Source organism: Kitasatospora sp. NPDC087315 (assembly GCF_044744345.1).
In the GTDB taxonomy this organism is placed as follows: domain Bacteria; phylum Actinomycetota; class Actinomycetes; order Streptomycetales; family Streptomycetaceae; genus Kitasatospora.
In genome coordinates this window covers 120,526-136,898 of sequence record NZ_JBIUYD010000020.1, presented here as the reverse complement: position 1 = coordinate 136,898, position 16,373 = coordinate 120,526, and the positions used below count along the sequence as shown (strand labels likewise).

15 protein-coding genes and 1 tRNA gene are annotated in these 16,373 nt (G+C 71.5%); 7 read left to right on the top strand and 9 right to left on the bottom strand.

The genetic code is table 11. The features are described from left to right. The 3 genes from ACIO5D_RS26710 to ACIO5D_RS26700 form a co-directional block, all read right to left on the bottom strand. Positions 1-1,416 (bottom strand): hypothetical protein, encoded by a 1,416-nt coding sequence (locus tag ACIO5D_RS26710; RefSeq protein ID WP_400798237.1) that lies wholly within the window; start codon positions 1,414-1,416, stop codon positions 1-3. 220 nt (positions 1,417-1,636) lie between these two features. After that, entirely contained in the window at positions 1,637-2,596 is a 960-nt protein-coding gene (locus ACIO5D_RS26705; RefSeq protein WP_400798234.1) for a glutamate ABC transporter substrate-binding protein, read from the bottom strand. 16 nt (positions 2,597-2,612) lie between these two features. Next, positions 2,613-4,016: a hypothetical protein gene (locus tag ACIO5D_RS26700; protein WP_400798231.1), complete on the bottom strand. Its 1,404-nt coding sequence runs from the start codon at positions 4,014-4,016 to the stop codon at positions 2,613-2,615. Between the two features lie 268 nt (positions 4,017-4,284). Here ACIO5D_RS26700 and ACIO5D_RS26695 point away from each other — a divergent pair, with 268 nt between their 5' ends. After that, positions 4,285-4,860, top strand: coding sequence for a nucleosidase (locus tag ACIO5D_RS26695; protein WP_363608070.1), 576 nt, complete (start codon positions 4,285-4,287; stop codon positions 4,858-4,860). 32 nt (positions 4,861-4,892) lie between these two features. Then, complete coding sequence (locus tag ACIO5D_RS26690; RefSeq protein WP_400655828.1) at positions 4,893-5,411, top strand: DinB family protein; 519 nt, start codon at positions 4,893-4,895, stop codon at positions 5,409-5,411. Between the two features lie 56 nt (positions 5,412-5,467). Here ACIO5D_RS26690 and ACIO5D_RS26685 read toward each other — a convergent pair whose 3' ends face one another. Continuing rightward, a complete protein-coding gene (locus ACIO5D_RS26685; protein ID WP_400655830.1) occupies positions 5,468-6,385 on the bottom strand; it encodes a helix-turn-helix transcriptional regulator in 918 nt (305 codons plus the stop codon). Between the two features lie 736 nt (positions 6,386-7,121). Between ACIO5D_RS26685 and ACIO5D_RS26680 the strand changes: the two genes are divergently transcribed. Next, positions 7,122-7,289: a hypothetical protein gene (locus ACIO5D_RS26680; RefSeq protein ID WP_400798228.1), complete on the top strand. Its 168-nt coding sequence runs from the start codon at positions 7,122-7,124 to the stop codon at positions 7,287-7,289. On the opposite strand, the gene ACIO5D_RS26675 is transcribed toward ACIO5D_RS26680, so the two are convergent. Next, on the bottom strand, positions 7,290-7,901 hold the full coding sequence (locus ACIO5D_RS26675) for a cysteine hydrolase family protein (RefSeq protein ID WP_400798225.1): 612 nt from the start codon (positions 7,899-7,901) through the stop codon (positions 7,290-7,292). Between the two features lie 150 nt (positions 7,902-8,051). Here ACIO5D_RS26675 and ACIO5D_RS26670 point away from each other — a divergent pair, with 150 nt between their 5' ends. Continuing rightward, positions 8,052-9,017 (top strand): GlxA family transcriptional regulator, encoded by a 966-nt coding sequence (locus ACIO5D_RS26670; protein WP_400798222.1) that lies wholly within the window; start codon positions 8,052-8,054, stop codon positions 9,015-9,017. Here the strand turns inward: ACIO5D_RS26670 and ACIO5D_RS26665 are convergent. Beyond that, positions 9,014-9,523 carry a hypothetical protein gene (locus ACIO5D_RS26665; protein WP_400655837.1) on the bottom strand — a complete coding sequence of 170 codons (510 nt, stop codon included), beginning with the start codon at positions 9,521-9,523 and terminating at the stop codon, positions 9,014-9,016. The two genes, ACIO5D_RS26670 and ACIO5D_RS26665, sit on opposite strands and share 4 nt — an antisense overlap. A 34-nt stretch (positions 9,524-9,557) precedes the next feature. Between ACIO5D_RS26665 and ACIO5D_RS26660 the strand changes: the two genes are divergently transcribed. Further along, positions 9,558-10,007 carry a hypothetical protein gene (locus ACIO5D_RS26660; protein WP_400798219.1) on the top strand — a complete coding sequence of 150 codons (450 nt, stop codon included), beginning with the start codon at positions 9,558-9,560 and terminating at the stop codon, positions 10,005-10,007. Between the two features lie 130 nt (positions 10,008-10,137). On the opposite strand, the gene ACIO5D_RS26655 is transcribed toward ACIO5D_RS26660, so the two are convergent. After that, the gene (locus ACIO5D_RS26655; protein ID WP_400798216.1) at positions 10,138-11,907 is read right to left on the bottom strand and encodes an amidohydrolase; all 1,770 of its coding nucleotides are present in this window, start codon (positions 11,905-11,907) and stop codon (positions 10,138-10,140) included. A gap of 388 nt (positions 11,908-12,295) precedes the next feature. Between ACIO5D_RS26655 and ACIO5D_RS26650 the strand changes: the two genes are divergently transcribed. After that, positions 12,296-13,630 carry a hypothetical protein gene (locus ACIO5D_RS26650; RefSeq protein WP_400655845.1) on the top strand — a complete coding sequence of 445 codons (1,335 nt, stop codon included), beginning with the start codon at positions 12,296-12,298 and terminating at the stop codon, positions 13,628-13,630. A 62-nt stretch (positions 13,631-13,692) separates the two neighbouring features. Further along, positions 13,693-13,776, top strand: a tRNA-Leu gene (locus ACIO5D_RS26645). A gap of 184 nt (positions 13,777-13,960) precedes the next feature. Here ACIO5D_RS26645 and ACIO5D_RS26640 read toward each other — a convergent pair. Then, positions 13,961-15,295 (bottom strand): NAD(P)/FAD-dependent oxidoreductase, encoded by a 1,335-nt coding sequence (locus ACIO5D_RS26640; RefSeq protein WP_400798213.1) that lies wholly within the window; start codon positions 15,293-15,295, stop codon positions 13,961-13,963. Between the two features lie 368 nt (positions 15,296-15,663). Further along, positions 15,664-16,290 carry a TetR/AcrR family transcriptional regulator gene (locus tag ACIO5D_RS26635; RefSeq protein ID WP_363608060.1) on the bottom strand — a complete coding sequence of 209 codons (627 nt, stop codon included), beginning with the start codon at positions 16,288-16,290 and terminating at the stop codon, positions 15,664-15,666. Positions 16,291-16,373: the final 83 nt, after the last annotated feature.

Here is a 16,373-nt window from a genome sequence, read left to right as displayed (position 1 = left end):
TCAGCCCCCCTGAACCTGTCCGTCGACCGGCGCCCCGCCGGCCTCTCCCTGCACGGCCTCTCCTTGCGCGGCCCCGCCGGCTCCGGCCCCGCCCGCTCCGGGCCCGTCCTGCTCCGACACGTCCGGGGTGGGCCGCAGCGACTGCTGGAAGCGGGTCACCGCGGCGGCCGCCGCCCGCAGGTCGCAGGGCGCGCTCCAGAGCAGCCAGCGCGCCTTCTCGTAGCGCTCGACCACTTCCGGGTCCTCGGCGACCCGAAGCCGGGCCGCCATCGCCTTGTACGCGTCCAGCCGTCCGCGCAGCTCGGCCCGGACGGCCAGCGGCTGGGTCACCTCGGTGAGCGACTGCCGGGCCCGGCCCAGCTCCTTGGCGGCGGCGTCCTCCAGGGCGTCCAGCAGCGGTGCCAGCCGGTACCACTGGCCGCTCTGGCGCAACTCCAGTGCCAGCACGATCCGTTCGCGCAGCGCCGAGGCCGGGCCCGGCACCGCGGGCACCTCGGTGGCCGCTATCTTCGCCAGCACCTCGCCGCGCGCCCGGCGGGCCTCCGCCAGCGTGGCGTCCGCCCGTTGTAGCAGCTCGCCGACGCCCTGCAGCCGCTCCTCGGCGTCGTCGCGCAGCCGCAGCATGTTCTCCAGCTCCAGCCGGACGCCGTCCAGCGCCCGCCCGGCCCGGTCGAACCGTTCGGTGTCCACCATTCCGGAGGGGGTGGCCAGCGCGGTGCCGTCCGGAGTGGTGCCGCGCTGGGCGGGCACCCGGGCCGGTCGCCAGAGCGCCAGCGGGTCGCTGCGGACCTCGGCCCGCAGCTCCGTCAGATCGGCGTCCAGCCCGACCAGGTCGTCGGCGAGCGGGTGGTGGCCGGTGCGGACGCCGAGCGAACCGGCCAGGTTCCGTACCCGGTGCAGCTCGGCCAGCAGCAGGTCGATCCGGGCCGGCAGCGCGGACCAGACGGCGTCGGCGGCGCTCACCACCTCCAGCACGGTGGCGTACCAGGAGTTCATCCGCACCATCAGCGCGTCCAGGCTGACCCGCTCGACCAGCCTGGCGGGTGCGCCGAGCAGCTGCGGGCCGTCCGGCAGCGCACCGCCGGGCACGGTGACCGCCTCGCCGGTCAGCAGCTCGCTCAGTTCGGCGAGTTCGGGCGTGCCGGGCCTGGCCTTGCGGGCGCGCACCGCGCGGGCGGAGGCCAGGGCCTCCGAGTAGCGGTCGAACAGCGCCCAGAGCAGCGGCAGGCCCTGCCCGGCGACCGTCCAGCGCTCCTGGGTGCGGCCGGCCAGCTCGGCGCCGTCGAGCAGGCGCAGACCGGGATGGTCCTGGAGCGAGAGCAGGGCCGACTCGACCGCGTCGCGCTCCGCGCCGAGGCGCGCCAGCGCGCGGTCCACCTCCTCCCGGCTCAGCACCGGGCCAGCAGATGCTGCCAACGCCGTGTCCTTCCTGTCTGGTGTCGCTCGCTGTGCCGTCCGGTGCCGCTCGCTGCGGTGTCCGCCGTGGTGTCCGCCGCGCTGTCCGGGTCCCTCCGCTCCGGTCGTCGGCCGCACCGCGACCGTCCCGACCCTAGCCGGTGGCCCGGAGGACGGGCCGGGCGCGGGCCGTCAGGACGCCCTCATCGGCGCGCCTCGCACCGATCCGGTCGGGCGCCGCTCAGCGGGCCTGCTCCTTCGGCCAGTAGTGGTCGGCGTCGTTCAGCATGTACGGCTTGAGCCAGCGGTCGTAGCCCGCCCGCCAGGCGCCGCCGGAGTGGTAGTCGGCGAGTACCTGGTTCACCCGGGCCGTCAGGTCGGTGCTGTTCTTCAGCATCGCGATGCCCATGACGGCCGGCCGGACCTCGCCGTCCACCACCCGGACGGTCTGGTCCTGGGCCGCCTGGCTCGCCGCGAGGCCGTCGTCGGTCATGGTCGCGTCGATCTTGCCGAGCTGCATCAGCACCAGGCAGTCCAGGTGGTTCTCCACCGTGACGATCTTCCCGACCTTCGGGCGGGCCTTCAGCTCGTCCTCCGCCGAGGAGCTCGACGCGGCGCAGACGGTCTTGCCGTTCACCGCCTCGTCTATGGTCCTGGCCGGCGACGACTTCGGCGCCAGCACCCGCTGGCTGGTGGTGAAGTACGGCTTGGAGAAGGCGACCTGGTCCAGCCGGTCGCAGGTGATCGTCATGGTCCGGACGATCAGGTCGACCCGGCCCTCCTGGATGAACTTGATCCGCTCGGCGGTCGGCACCGCCTTGAGGGTCACCTTCTCCGGGTCGCCCATGAGGGCCGTGCCGATCGCCTTGGCGAGGTCGATGTCGAAGCCCTCGATCTGACCGGTGTTCGGGTTGCGCGCGCCCCAGCGGTAGCTGTTCTGGTCCACGCCGATCACCAGGCTGCGCCGGGCCTTGATCGCCTTCACCGCCGGGCCGTCCTCGGTGCTCGCCGGCACGCTCTTGTAGACGTCGCAGTCGGCCTGCGGCTGCTGCGGCGCCTGTTCTGCCCGGGGTGCCCGCTGCCCCGCGGCCGCCGCCGGCAGCACGGCGCCCTGCGGGGCGCCCGCGCCCAGCACCGCCGCGCAGGACGCCAGCAGCGCCACCGCCGTCACCGACCGGGCCCGTACGTTTCCCTTGCGCATGATGTCCGTTCCCCCTCTACCGGTACTCGGCCAGTCGCCGGCCGAGGCCGCGCGCCGCCGCCACGGCCGCCACCAGGGCCAGCAGCGCCACCGCCACGGCGGCGGTGCGCAGGTCCCCGTCGATGCCCTCGGCCGCCTGCCGGAACTCCTTCAGCTCGATCCCGGCGGCGTTGGCCAGCCCCTGGTCGGCGGCGCTGAACGAGGCGTCGGCGCTCTTCGGCACGTCCGCCTCCTTGACCGTCACCGTGGCGTCCAGCGCGCCCTGGTAGTCCGCGTCGACGTTCTCCAGCCTGCTCGCCGCGGCGTGCCGGTCGTACCACTCCTCGTACCGCGTCCTGGCGTCCCCGATGGCCGGGGACGCGTCCGGCGGGGCCAGCCGCAGCGCCGTCACCAGCGTGCCGCCGCGGGGGAGATCCCCGTCGCCCTCCTTGCGGCTCTCCAGGTGCTCGGTCGTCGTCGTCCACAGGTCCGCGTACGTGGTGCTCGAACCCCGGGCGACGAAGTGCAGGTTCTCCGCCAGCCGGGCGGTCAGCACGTCCACCCGGGCCGCGTTGAGCGCCCGCAGCGGGGCCGCGCCCCTGGACTCGCTGCGCGCCAGGCCGTTGTGCGCGTCCAGCCCCGCGACCGTCAGCCAGAGCGCCCCGGCCAGCACGGCGGCGGTCGCGCCGAGCAGACCGGGGTTGAACACCCGGTTGGTGCGCCGGAACAGCCTGATCTGCACCCAGACCAGCGCGCCCAGGGTCACCACGCCCAGCCCGTACGCCGCCCACGGCACGGCCTTGGCCTCGGCGAAGTCGTCCGCCAGCTCCTGGTTCTCGGCGGCGGTCAGCTGGGCGGCGGCCGGCAGCAGCACCGTCCGCATCTGGTCGGAGGCGTACCGCAGATAGGCGCCGCCGAGCGGGAAGCCCTGTCGGTTGTCCGCCCGGGCGGCCTCCACCAGACCGGCGTAGACCGGCACCTGCTGGTTGAGCGTGGTGAGCCAGCCCTGGGCTGGGGAGGAGGCGGTGGTCCGCGCCGCGGCCTCGGTGATCAGCCGGGAGGCCGTCGCCAGGTCCTGCTCGTACCGGTCCCGGACGGCCTTCGGCTCCGCACCGGCCAGCAGGAAGCCGGTGGCCGCCGTGGTGTCCGCGTCGGCCAGCGAGCGGTGGATGTCGGCGGCCGCCTGGCTCAGCGGCTGGCTGTACGAGACCACCCGTTCCGCCGCCTGCGCACGGGAGTTGACCTGCCAGGCGGTGAGCGCGCCGAACGCCACGGTGAGCACGGCCAGCAGGGCCCCGGCCAGCCGCAGCCGGCCCGGCGCCGTTCCGGTGGCCCGGCCGAGCCGGGCGCGCAGCCCGGTGGCCGGGACCGCCGCCGCCGGGCCGCCGGGCGGTACCGGCACCACCGCGCCCGGCTCCTGTGTACGTACTGGTGTCGCCACCCGCCTCACCCTCCCCTGTGGCCCGCCCCGTCATCCGGGGCCCGGCCGTTGCCAGCAGTATGGCCGTCAGTCCCCGCGGCCACACCCGACTTGCGCCGATCTTGAGCATCTCCGAGCGGCGGAACGGCCGCTGCCGCCGGACGCGGGGCGGGCGGCGATCGCTGCGACGCGGGATGCACCTTATGCGGTTCCCCGGACAGTCGGAGGGGAGGGGTCCGCTTGTGTCCGGGCACCGGTTCGGCGGGGACCGCTCCGTACCATGGGCCGTATGCGCCTGCTTGGAACCATCTCCGCCGACCGTCCGCTGCTCGTCGTCGCCGTCCGGGAGGAGGCCGCCCACCTCGGCGACCGGCTCCCCGTGCTGCTCACCGGCATCGGCAAGGTCAACGCCGCCGCCGCGCTGGCCACCGTCCTCGCCCGGGGGGAGCACCCCAGCGAGGTGGTCAACCTCGGCACCGCCGGCGCCCTGCGCCCCGGCTGGGAAGGCACCCACCAGGTCACCCAGGTGCTCCAGCACGACATCGACACCCCGGCCCTGTACGCCCTCACCGGCCGCACCTACGGCGCGCCGCTCGTCGTCGGCAAGGGCGACGGCCCGGTACTGGCCACCGGCGACCTCTTCGTCTCCGACCCGGCCGCCCGCGAGCGCCTGGCCGAGCACGCCGACCTGGTCGACATGGAGGGCTACGCCCTCGCCACCGTCGCCCACCGGGCGGGCGTGCCCGTCCGGCTGGTCAAGCACGTCAGCGACGAGGCCGGCGCGGACGCCGGGCACACCTGGCGCGAGTCGGTCGACGACTGCGCACGCCACCTCGCCGACTGGCTGCACACCCAGGGCTGGTGACGGTGCGGCCGGAGCGATTCAGGGGGGTACGAGTGAACGGGAAGACCACACCGTCCGTGGGCCGCGACGTCCGCCCGCCCGGGCTCAACGCCGACGAGCCGACCACCCTGCTCACCTTTCTCGACTACCTGCGCGAGGCCGTCATCGGCAAGACCGCGGGGCTCTCCGACGAGGACGCCCGGCGGCCCGGCGTCGCCTCCGGCACCAGCCTGCTCTGGCTGGTGCGGCACCTCACCGCCGTCGAACTCAACTGGTTCGTCTGGGCCTACCGGGGCGCGGACGTCGAACCCTGGGACGACGACGCGCCCTCGCCCGGCGACGAGACGGTGGCCGGATCGGTCGCCGCCTACCGGGCCGCGATCGCCCGGGCCAACGAGGTGATCGCCGCCGCGGCCACCGACCTCGACCACCCCGGCGTGCGCTCGCTGCGCCCCGACGCCGAAGCCCCGTCGATGCGCTGGCTGCTCGTCCACATGATCGAGGAGACCGGCCGGCACGCCGGCCACGCCGACATCCTCCGCGAACAGCTGGACGGTTCGGTCGGTCGCTAGGGCTTGGGCCGGGCACCGACCGCTGCCGGCGGGGGCGGCAGCGGCCCGCGAAGCGCTCAGGCCGCGATGGAGAGAACCCGCTGAATCGCCCCTGATGCCCCGCCCGGCTCTTCGTCCTCCGCCACCGGGGCGAAGGCGGCGTGCGGATGCTCCCGAAGCAACTCCATCCACGTGCGGACCGTGGTTCCGTGCGGTACGGGGACGACGCTGACCGGGCGGGCCGGTAGCCGCGGCGACATCACGGATGCCACAAGGCTGTTGTCGATCATCGTTACCAGGATCGACTGGTGGCCGATCCGTCCGATGCGTTCCATGACATGACGCGCGGGCTCGTCGGCGGCCGCCACGATCAGGTCGTGCTCACCGGATCCTGCGCCACCGTCGATGCTGGAGAGGAAGTTCATGAAACCGGTGATGTCGTTCGACCGGAGACGTTCGATCACGGCATCCCGCGCCAGATTGAATGACGGGTCGTCCGACGCCGCGCGGAAGTTCAGGGACATCGAGTTCGCGACGGCGAAGTCGATCTCGGTCATCTCTTCCCGTGTCGGGTAGGCGATGTCATCGGCCAGGCCGTGCTGGGCCAGCCACTGATTGACCTCGGTCCACAGCCAGACCTGGGAGCGGCCCGCCGTACCTTCCGGAGGGGGGAAGGGGGTGCCTCCCGACTTGCGGCTTCCGTTGATCCACTGGGCCACGTTCTGGCGGGTCCGGTCGGTCCGGTCGGCAATCTCGTGGATGCCCACGAGATCTCGGTCGAGCCTCAGCACCCGAAGCTGGGGAAGTGTCGCGTGTGCCACCGACACCGCACCGAGTGCGGCCTGGACAGCAGTGGCGCCGTCAAAGGCGACCGTCAACAAATTCAAGCCGCCCGCGCGGGCCAGCATTGCATCCATCTGCTCGCGGAGGGTTTCAACCGCCGAATCGTCGTCTACATCGACACCGGCGACAACGAAGGTGAACTCGTACTCCATGGCGTCCCCCTTCTGCTCGACATCCTCACGATGGCAGAAGTGTTGTCGTTCGTCAACGGTTAAATAGCCATAAAGTGGACATTTCGCTGTGTGACTAGTTGCGGGGCAACCCTGTCAGGCTTCGGTTGGCGGCCTCGGGCGGCAGTGGGCAGCGGGCGGCCGTACGGTTGATCCGCTTGGCTTCGTTTCCGGCATTCCTCGGGGTGCTGCTGATCGGGATCGTGGTGCACCGGGCCGCGCACGGGCAGTAAAGCCTGCCCCAGTGTCCGTCCTGGTGGAGAGCCCAGCCTTGGGCCACCCACTTTTCCAACGCCTCCCGAATCTCCTTCTTCGGGTGACCGCCCGGCGACAGGGGGGCGCCTACCACCAGGGCACCTCCATCGGGCTGTGTCCGGCATGCCGCCCGGCCGGATGCGCCGCCGCGCATCCGGAGAGTCGAACGTCGAGGCGGGAGGAAGCGGCCTCGGTGACGGCTCTGGCCGGGGCCGAGTCAAGGTCGAGCAGAGACACCAAGTGCCCTTTCGCGCGCTCACGGCCCCGGTTGGAGTGCTGTCCGGCCTGGGCGTGTCTGCGCCGCGGCTTCAGAGGGCCGTTCGGGTGGTGCGAAAAGCCTAGCCCTCTGCCGGGCCGTGCCGCTTCCGTGCCGCGAAGGAGCTGGTTGTATGTCAGTTCCTCACCCTGTGCCGCGGTTCAGCGCGGCCGTCCCCCCAGGAGCGGTCGCGTTGTCGGGTCGGGGTTGGCGCTGACGATGTTCCGGGCGGCGGCGGCCGCCGCGCTCTGGCTTGAACTCCCCACCAAGGTCGAGGCGTTGGCCCGCCTTTACGAGGTGGCCACCGGTCCCGGCCGGGACGTCGTGCTACTCGACGCGGTGGAGGGGACGGTCCATGAGCGACTGAGTGGCTGATCAGCTGATCACGGCGGCCGACTGGGCCGCCGCCACCACGGCCTCGGTGGTGGTGACCTTGGCGAACCGCATCGCGTGCAGCACCGCCCCGGTGGCGCGGGCGAGTTCGGCGGCCGGGACGGTCGCGCCGTCCGGGCCGGCCATGTCGAAGGTGTGCATGGCGTCGGCCGGGAAGACGGTGTCGTAGCCGAGGTTGCCGGCCATCCGTGCGGTGGTCTCGTTGCACACGTTCGTCATGATCCCGGTGATCACCACCTGCCGTGCGCCCCGCTGCTGGAGCCAGGCGTGCAGGTCCGGCGTGCCGTAGAAGGCGCTGTTGACCGGCTTGGTGATGTGCAGGTCCGCGCGCACGCCCGCGACCACGTCCTTGAGCTCGAACCCGGAAGTCCCCGGCACCAGCGGTCCGACCTGCGACGCGTGCTGCACCACCACGATCGGTCGTCCGGTGCTCTCCCATGCGGAGACCAGCTCGCCGATCCGCTGCTCGGCCTCCGGGTTGTCGCGGGTGCCCCAGAACGCGTAGTCCTCGAAACCCTTCTGAACGTCGATCAGGACGAGGACGGAGTCGGTGTCAATGGTCAGTGGCGCGTCGAGCGCGCTGGTGTTGGTCATGGCTCCATCCTGCAACGCGACGCGTACCGTCCGTGATGGGTCGTGGTGCCAGGTATCGATAGATTTCTGCCAGGGTGCGCGGTCCGGTCCCACCGGCCGGGCACGTGTTGGTTCCGGGCCCCAGGGGTCGGCCGCCGCTAGATTTCTGCCATGCGCAGGGTGGGTTGTCTGATCTTCGATGGTGTCCGGCCGTTCGACTACGCGGTGATCGGGGAGGTGTGGTCGAACCGGGTCACCCGGCCCGGGCTGCCCCATTTCGAGCTGCGGGTGTGCGGACCGGACGGCGCCCGGGTGCGGCTCGGGGGCGGCCTGGAGCGGGTGCCGGACTTCGGGCTGGACGCCCTGCTGGACTGCGATCTGATCGTCGTGCCCGGGCTGGAGAACCCGACGGAGCCGCGCGATCCGGCGGTCCTGGCGGCGCTGCGGGCCGCACACGAACGGGGCGTGTCGATCGCCTCGCTCTGCGCGGGCGCGTTCGTCCTCGCCGAGGCCGGGCTGCTGGAGGGCCGTACCGCCACCACCCACTGGGCCCTCGCGCCCGAACTCGCCCGCCGCTTCCCGGCCGTGGACGTCCACCCCGAGGTGCTGTTCACCGGCGGGGGCGACCTGTGGACCTCCGCCGGAGTGGCGGCCGGTATCGACCTCTGTCTGCACCTGGTCCGCGCCGCGCACGGCCAGCAGGCCGCCGCCGCGATCGCCCGTGCGATGGTCACCGCGCCGTTCCGGCCCGGCGGCCAGGCCCAGTTCATCCCCTCCCCGGTGCCGGAGGACGCCGGCCGCGGCGACGACACGCTGGCCCGGGCCCGCACGGAGATCCTGGGCTCGCTGGACACCCCGTGGAGCGTCCGCCGGATGGCCGGGCTGGCGCTGATGTCGGAGCGCTCCTTCGCCCGCCGCTTCGGCGAGACCACCGGCACCACCCCGCTGCGGTGGCTGCTGGAGCAGCGGGTCCTGGCGGCGCAGCGGCTGCTGGAGGAGACCGACCTGCCGGTGGACGCCATCGCCGTCCGCTGCGGCTTCGGCTCGGCGGTGTCCCTGCGGCCCGCCTTCGTGGCACGGGTCGGCGTCGCCCCGCGCGAGTACCGGCGGACCTTCCGGGGACGGGAGGCCGGTTAGAACGCGGCGGGCGGGCGGAGGGCGAGGTCGGAGGCGAGCGCCCAGTGCTCGTCGGGCGCGGTGACGATGAGGTACCCGGCGCCGTGCGGGAGCCGGGCGCTGGTGCAGCCTTCGGCGGAGTACGCGTCGACGGCGACGGCGACCCCGTCCAGCCGGACCTCGGTGCGCCGGGAGTCCGGAGTGATGACGCGGCCCCGGTACGGACCTGGCCCGAGCCGATCCGAGTTGGCGAGGAAGACCTGGAGCTGGGTCTCGGGTGTGGTCAGCGACTTCACCCGGTGACTCTCGGGCACGGGCCGTGAGGTCTGGACGATCGCGACCAGGTCCTTGTTCACGTGGTAGTTGACGTCGAGGTGGCAGAGGAACCCGTTGGAATTCTGCCGCCCCAGCAGCGTGAACCACTCGCCCGGAGGCTGCCGCAGGACGGCGATCGGCTCGCCGAAATCCTCGGCCACCTCGCGGGAGGACGGGATGCGGAAGTCGCGCGGGCCGGTGCTGCGGAACATGGATGCACCCCAATTGCTTTGGATGGGAAAGGCATTGGTCAAGTACACCATCGGCGTGGAGGGGTGTCGACGGGATTCGAAACCTTGGCTCAGGGTTCGCCCAGGCGTCGAGGTGGAAACTCAGCGTGATCGCGTGGCCGCCGAGGGTGTGAAGAACTGGACTGCCGATGTGAGCGTTGCGCACGACTGCGAGGACATGCACCACCTGGTGGATCGGATGACCCCGGCCCAGGTGCGGCGATTGATGCCGCTCGTCACGCAGGACGAGGAACTGGCGCCGGTGGCGGAGGGCCTGACCGCGGAGGACGAGACTCGGGAGGCGGAGGCCGGGCACTCCGACCGGCTGCTGTCCCTTGCGGGAATCATCGATGGTCCGGCGGACCTTGCCGAGCGGCTGGGCGTGGATCGGGTGGCGACGTTGGATCGTCGGCACTTCACGGTCGTGAAGCCCGCGCATTGCGCCGTTCTCACCTTGCTGCCCTGAGTCGCACAGCGCATCGATGGCGCGTCGGCAGGTCGGCCGACGCGCCATCGCGGATCGTCGTCGGTGAGTGTTCGGAGGCCGGCAGCCGCCGGTTGCGGTGGCTGCCGGCCTCCGACCGTCCCGGGGCGGGTCAGCAGTTGCAGTGCCACTGGTAGTCGACCGGGGGAGTCCGGACGGCGCCGTGGGGGACGGTGCGGGAGGCGATCGCCGGGTGGATCGTCCGGCCGGCCTTGATGGTCTCGGCGACCTTGATGTGCTGGATCTCCTCCGGGGCGACCGTCACGGGGTTGGCGCTGAGGATGACCAGGTCGGCGAGTTTGCCGACCTCGATGCTGCCCTTGGTGTCCTGCTCGAAGTACTGGTGGGCGGCGTTGATGGTGATCGACCGGACGGCGTCCAGGGCCGACACGCACTGGTCCGGGCCGAGGACGACCTTGTCGGTGCGGGTGCGGCGGGTGACCTGGCTGGACAGGATGGCGATCGAGTTGGGCAGCGCCACCGGGGCGTCGTGGTGCGAGGTGTAGATCATGCGGCGCTCCAGCGCCCAGCGGGCCGGGGAGATGTTCGCGGCGCGCTCCTCGCCGAGGACGGTCTTCCGGTACCAGTCGCCCCAGTAGTAGGTGTGCATGGAGAAGAACGACGGGATGATGCCGAGCAGGGCGAAGTCGTTGATCTGGTCATGGCGGGCGGTCTGGGCGTGGATCGCGACCGTCCGCCGGTCGCCGGGCCCGGCCTCCTCGGTGGCGGCCCTGACCGCGCCGATGAACTGGTCGATCGAGGCGTCCCCGTTGACGTGCGCGAGCACCTGCCAGCCGTGCTCGTACGCCGTCCGCACCTGGGTCAGGACGACGGCGTCGTCCTTGATGGCGGGGTAGCCGCGGTAGTCGTCCGGCTTGCCCGCCGGGGGCTTCGCGTACGGCTTGGTGAGCCAGGCGGTGCGGCCCTGCGGGGAGCCGTCCAGGTACATCTTCACGCCTGCGGCCCGCACACCGTTGACGTACTTCGGGCCTGCCTCGACCGGGTCCCCGATCGCGTCCCGGTTCAGCACCGCCGCCGTGGCCTCGTCGGCCCGCGCGTAGGCGACGACGTCGATCTCGAACGGCACGGCGGCGGCGATCGCCCGCAGGATGTCCAGGTTCTCCAGGGTGGTGCCGCCCTCCTGGACCGTCGTGAAGCCGAACGAGGCCGCCGACTCCGCCCCCTTGCCGAACAGGCCGAGCCGCGCGGACTCCGGCAGGCCCGCCATCGCCGCCGCCGAGGCGGGGGAGAAGGCCGTCTCCTCCAGCACCCCGTTCGGCTCGCCGTGCGGAGGGGCTTCGACGTCCTCCCGGCGGCGGATGACGCCGCCGTCGGGGTCGTCGCTGTCGGGGGTGTAGCCGAGCGCTGCCAGCCCCAGGCTGTTCACCGCCCCCAGGTGGAAGGACTGGTGGATCGCCAGCACCGGCCGCTCGGTGGACACCTCGTCCAGGTCGTCCCGGGTGGGGTGCGCACCCTCTTCCAGCATGGCGTCGTCGTAGCCGAAGCCGACGATCCACTCCGAGGCACGCCCGACCGGTGTGTCCGCCCAGTCCCGCAGCTTCTGCTGGAGCGAGGCGATGTCGGTGACGTCGCCGTCCGGGTCGGCCAGCAGATTGGCGATGGTGGCCTGGAGGCCGATGCCCCCGAGGTGGCCGTGCGCGTCGATGAACCCCGGGAGCAGCGCCCGGCCTTCGAGATCACGCACCTGCGTGGCGGGACCGCGCCAGCGGTCGAGGGCCGCGGCGTGGTCGCCGACGAAGACGATGATGCCGTTCTTCACCGCCACGGCCTCGGCGGTGGGCGGCTCGGCCACCGTCACGATCTCACCGTTGTGGAAGATGAGGTCGGCCTCGTCGTACGGTGCCTGCGGCTGATCGCCCATGCTGGTTCCTCTCGCGCCGATTGCGGTCTGTCGTGCGGGCACTACCCCAGGTGATCGATCGCCAACCCCGCTTCGTCACACAGTGATCACACTCTGCGTGCGTCCGAAGGCGGGGTCCGTGGGCCCGGGTGCGGGCGCGCCCGGGCGAACTCGCCGATCCCGGCCGTGCGTGGGCGGCAACCCCGGTGCCCGGTCGGCTCGTTGGCGAGGGGTGGCCCGCGTCCGCCCTCCTTTTCCCCGCCTGGCTGACCGTTTCTGATCGCCTGGCGATCCTGACCAAACATTTTCGATCACTCTGCGTTTTGGGCTGGTGCTGTGAGTAGTCGAGCAGTTAGCGTCGCCCAGCGTGCACGGATGATCCCTGTTCGATCAACAGAGGTGGTAGTTCATGGCACAGGAACCCAGGGTCGATGTCGCCCTCACCCTCCTGGAGGGCCAGGCGGAGCCCTCCCGGGCGGAGCTGGCGGAGGCGACCGCCCAGCTGACGCCGGGGATCTGGTTCACCACGGCGTTGACCGCCCCCGCCGATGGACGGCAGCCCGACGTGGTGTGGGACCTGACCGGTGCCTCGCCCTACGAGGGCCAGGTCGCGAAGGGCCAGGCCGCGGTCTACTACGCCAACCCGAAGTTCGGCCTCAGCCGGCCGTTCATCTTCTCGGACGGCTTCAGCTACGGCCCGAGCGACCTGCCCGGGCTGTTCGCGCACTTCAACCAGGAGTACGAGGCCGGCAAGCCGGGCTTCCTCGACCAGCTGCTGCGCCGTGGCATCGACGTGATCCTGCTCGGCTTCGAGGAGCGGCACACCCACATCCAGGCCAACGCCGAGGTCGCGATCAGCGCCATCCTCAGGGCGATCGAGGAGCGCAAGAGCGACACGCCGCTGACCGTCGGCGGGGTGAGCATGGGCGGGATCGTCACCCGCTACGCGCTCGCCAAGCTGGAGTCCCAGCAGGTCGACCACCAGACCGCGACGTACCTCTCGTACGACTCGCCGCACAACGGCGCCTGGATCCCGCTGATCCTCCAGCAGATGGCCTACTTCTTCGAGGACTTCACCCCGGCCGGGCCCGATGGGGCCAAGCAGGCCGATCTGATCCGGAGCCCCGCCGCGCAGCAGCTGCTCTGGGCCTGGGTGGAGAACTCCAAGTACGAGGGCCCGGTGGCCGCGCGGTCCAGCGAACTGCGGGACGACTTCCTGCGGGACTTCCAGAGCATCGGCAACTTCCCGCAGCGCCCGCTCAAGCTCGGCGTCGCCAACGGCCGGGGCGACGGCGTCGGCCTTCCGCTGCCGACGGGCGAGGTCGCCTTCGACTGGCAGGCCCTGATCGCCAGCGCCACCGCCCGGTTCCAGCCGGACAAGGGCGAGAAGCAGAAGATCGGCGGCATGCACCTCGGCCTGGCGGTGCGTCGCAGCACCACCACCGAGGTCCCGGCGCTGGACAACGCGCCCGGCGGCACGATGGGCACCTTCGGCCTGGTCGCGGACGCGCTCAAGGCGAAGATCGCCGACGACTACCGCAGCGGCGCCTTCGTCCCGGCCGTCAGCGCGGTGGCGCTGGACTACGACCCGGCGAAGTGGGACGTCGACCTGAAGGCTCCCGTCCCCACGCCCGACAGCGGGAAGAGCCACCTGGACGACTACGCCCTCGACACCGACAACAACGAGCACGGCCACATCTCCGGCGCCCTGATCGACTGGATCGTCGAGCGCATCGCCCCCTGACCCTTCCGGCCTGGTCCGGAGCACCCCCGTGGATGGGCTACGATTTACCCCATCACCCAGATGCGCGGGTGGCGGAATAGGCAGACGCGCTGGATTCAGGTTCCAGTGCCCGAAAGGGCGTGGGGGTTCAACTCCCCCCTCGCGCACAAAAGGTCAACCGACCCAATGCGGCCGGTCAAACCGACACCATGTCGGTTTGCCCGGCCGTTTTGACGTCAGGAGACGCGGATCGCCCCTCACGACACCGTGAGGGGCGATCCGCGTTTTCGCTGTTCAGGTGGGGTGTGGCGGATGGTGGCGGCCGGGCACGGCCCGGGTGTGCGCCGGGGGTCAGGCCAGGTAGTAGTAGGGGGCCGCCCGGCCTGCCTCGGCGTCGAGGACCTTGGGGTTGGCCTTCAGGTAGTTGTGCATGGCCAGGGCGGCCTCCGTGCCCTCGCCCGCGGCGGTGGCGATGCGGCGTTCGGCGCGGTAGCGGACGTCTCCGGCCGCGAAGACGCCGGGTTTGTTGGTGGCCATGTCGGTCACGTTCTCGAGGTCCTTCTTGTGCTCCTCGTATTTGAACGTCCCCTTCTTGATGGCGTCGAGGAAGATGTCCAGGCCGGTGGCGACGAGTCCGTACTTGTCCGTCTCGTTCTTGCGGACGACGGTGATGCCCGCGTCCTCGATCCACTTGGTCTGGGGGTCGGCACTGATGAGGGCGTAGACGGCGGTGACGGCGTACGACTTGGCCTTGGCGACCACCGTCAGTTTCGCGTTCGGGTTGTCCGGCGGCGGGGTCTTGATGGCGTCGAACTCGGTGGCCTCGGTGTTCTCCACGACGGTGATGTTCTTGTCGGCCTTGATCTTGTCGGAGATCACCTTGAGCATCGTTTTGGTCAAGGTGTCGCGGATCAGCATGACAACCTTGGCGCCCTTGCCGGAGAACATGAGCGCGGCCCGTCCGGCCGAGTCGCCGCCGCCGATGACCATGATCGTGTCCTTCGCCGTCACGCCCTCCGCGTCCGCGGGCAGGGCGTAGTAGTAGATGCCCTCGTCCTCGAAGGCGGCGGCGGTGGGCTGGGTCAGCTTGCGCGGGATGACGCCGGTGGCGAGCAGGACCAGTGAGGCGCTCACCGTCACGGCGTCGTGGGGGGCGTCCGAGTTCGTCGCGGTGATCTCGTGCTTCTTCGTCTTCGGATCGTCGCTGGGCTTGAAGGCCGTCACGCCGTAGCCGGGAAGCCACTGCGCCTCGAACTTCTTCGCCTGGAGGACGGCCCTGTGGCACAGGTCGCCGGCGTCGATCCCCTCATCGAACCCGAGGTAGTTGTCGATCTGGTTGACCGCCGTGGCGGCCGTTCCGCCGGGGGCGTACTGCTCGATGATGAGCGTGGTGAGGTCGTAGAGGCTGCGGGCGTTGATGGCTGCGGCCAGGCCGGCCGGGCCTCCCCCGATCACGACGAGGTCGTACGTCGAACTCTTCTTGGGAAGCAGCAGATCCATCGTCGCCGCGAGCTGGGCCGGCGTGGGGTTTTTGAGAGTCGTCGTGCCGACCGTCACCACGGTGTCCGTCGCGTTCGGATCGATCGTCACCTTGACGTCGTAGTCGCCGAGTTCCAGAAACCGCTTGATCCGTTCGACCGTCTTGTCCTTGGCTTTCGCCGTGATCGTGGCCGTGGGCTTCGGCATCGTGCTCCTCCTTGCGGACGGCGGGGTCCCGTTCGGGGCGGTGCCTGCGCTCCACCCGGGCGGAATCGACTGGGCCGAATCATACGGTGCGTATGCAGATCTTCACTGTGTGCCACGCCTTCGCGCTGGGTGGGCCGGGGCGGGCTCCGCAGGTTCTCCTTGCGGTCGGGCCGACCGGCCGTTCTGTCTCCCTGCCGCATCAAGGGCCTGCGCCGCGGCCGGCCGGGCGAGGTCGGTGATCGCCGCGATCGGCTTTCCGCCCTCTGTGGTCGTGCGAACTGTGCCTTTCCTGGAGGGTCGGGACGTCCGATGGGGCGCCATCCGGGCGGATCATGGACTCGAGGGGAAGGCCGGAAACCGAAGGGCGGTCAGCTGCGCCCGAACGAGTGGAGGGCCTGGCTCTTCCCCCTCAGTCCGTCCAGGACCATGTCCGTCAGGCGCTCCGGCAGGTCGGGCTCGATCGGGCGGTGGCCGAGCAGGGCGCGGGTCTGGAGCGGGGCGCAGAGCAGTTCCAGGGCCAGGGCCGTGTCGGTGTCCGTGGGGAGTTCCCCGCGTGCGACGGCCCGGTCGACGATGGCGCCGGCCTGGTCGAGGCGGGACTGCCAGAAGGTCTGCCAGGCCTCGGCGAGGTCGGGGTCGTCGGAACTGAGTACGGCCGCCCGGGCGACGGAGCGGCCGGTCGGGGTGGCGAGGTACTGGGCCAGCGCGCGGGCGAAGGCGGCCAGGTCGGTGCGGACGGCTCCGGTGTCGGGGACGGGGATGCCCTCGTTGCTGCCGGTGAGCATGGCATCCAGCACGAGCTTCTCCCGGGTGCCCCAACGCCGGTACACCGTGGTCTCGTTGACCCCTGCGCGCGCCGCCACCCCGGCGATGCTGAGCCGGTCGACGCCCTCCTCGGCCAGCAGCTCCGCGGCGGCCGCCAGAACGGCCTGGCGCACGCGGGCGGCACGGCCGCCCGGGCGGCGGCGGATCGGTTCCGGCTCTTCTTCGGTCATGCGGATCACCTCGGCCACCACATTAACGCAAGGATGCTTGCGTTAGGCGTCGCCCGGGCGCATAGTCGTTAACGCAGGAATTC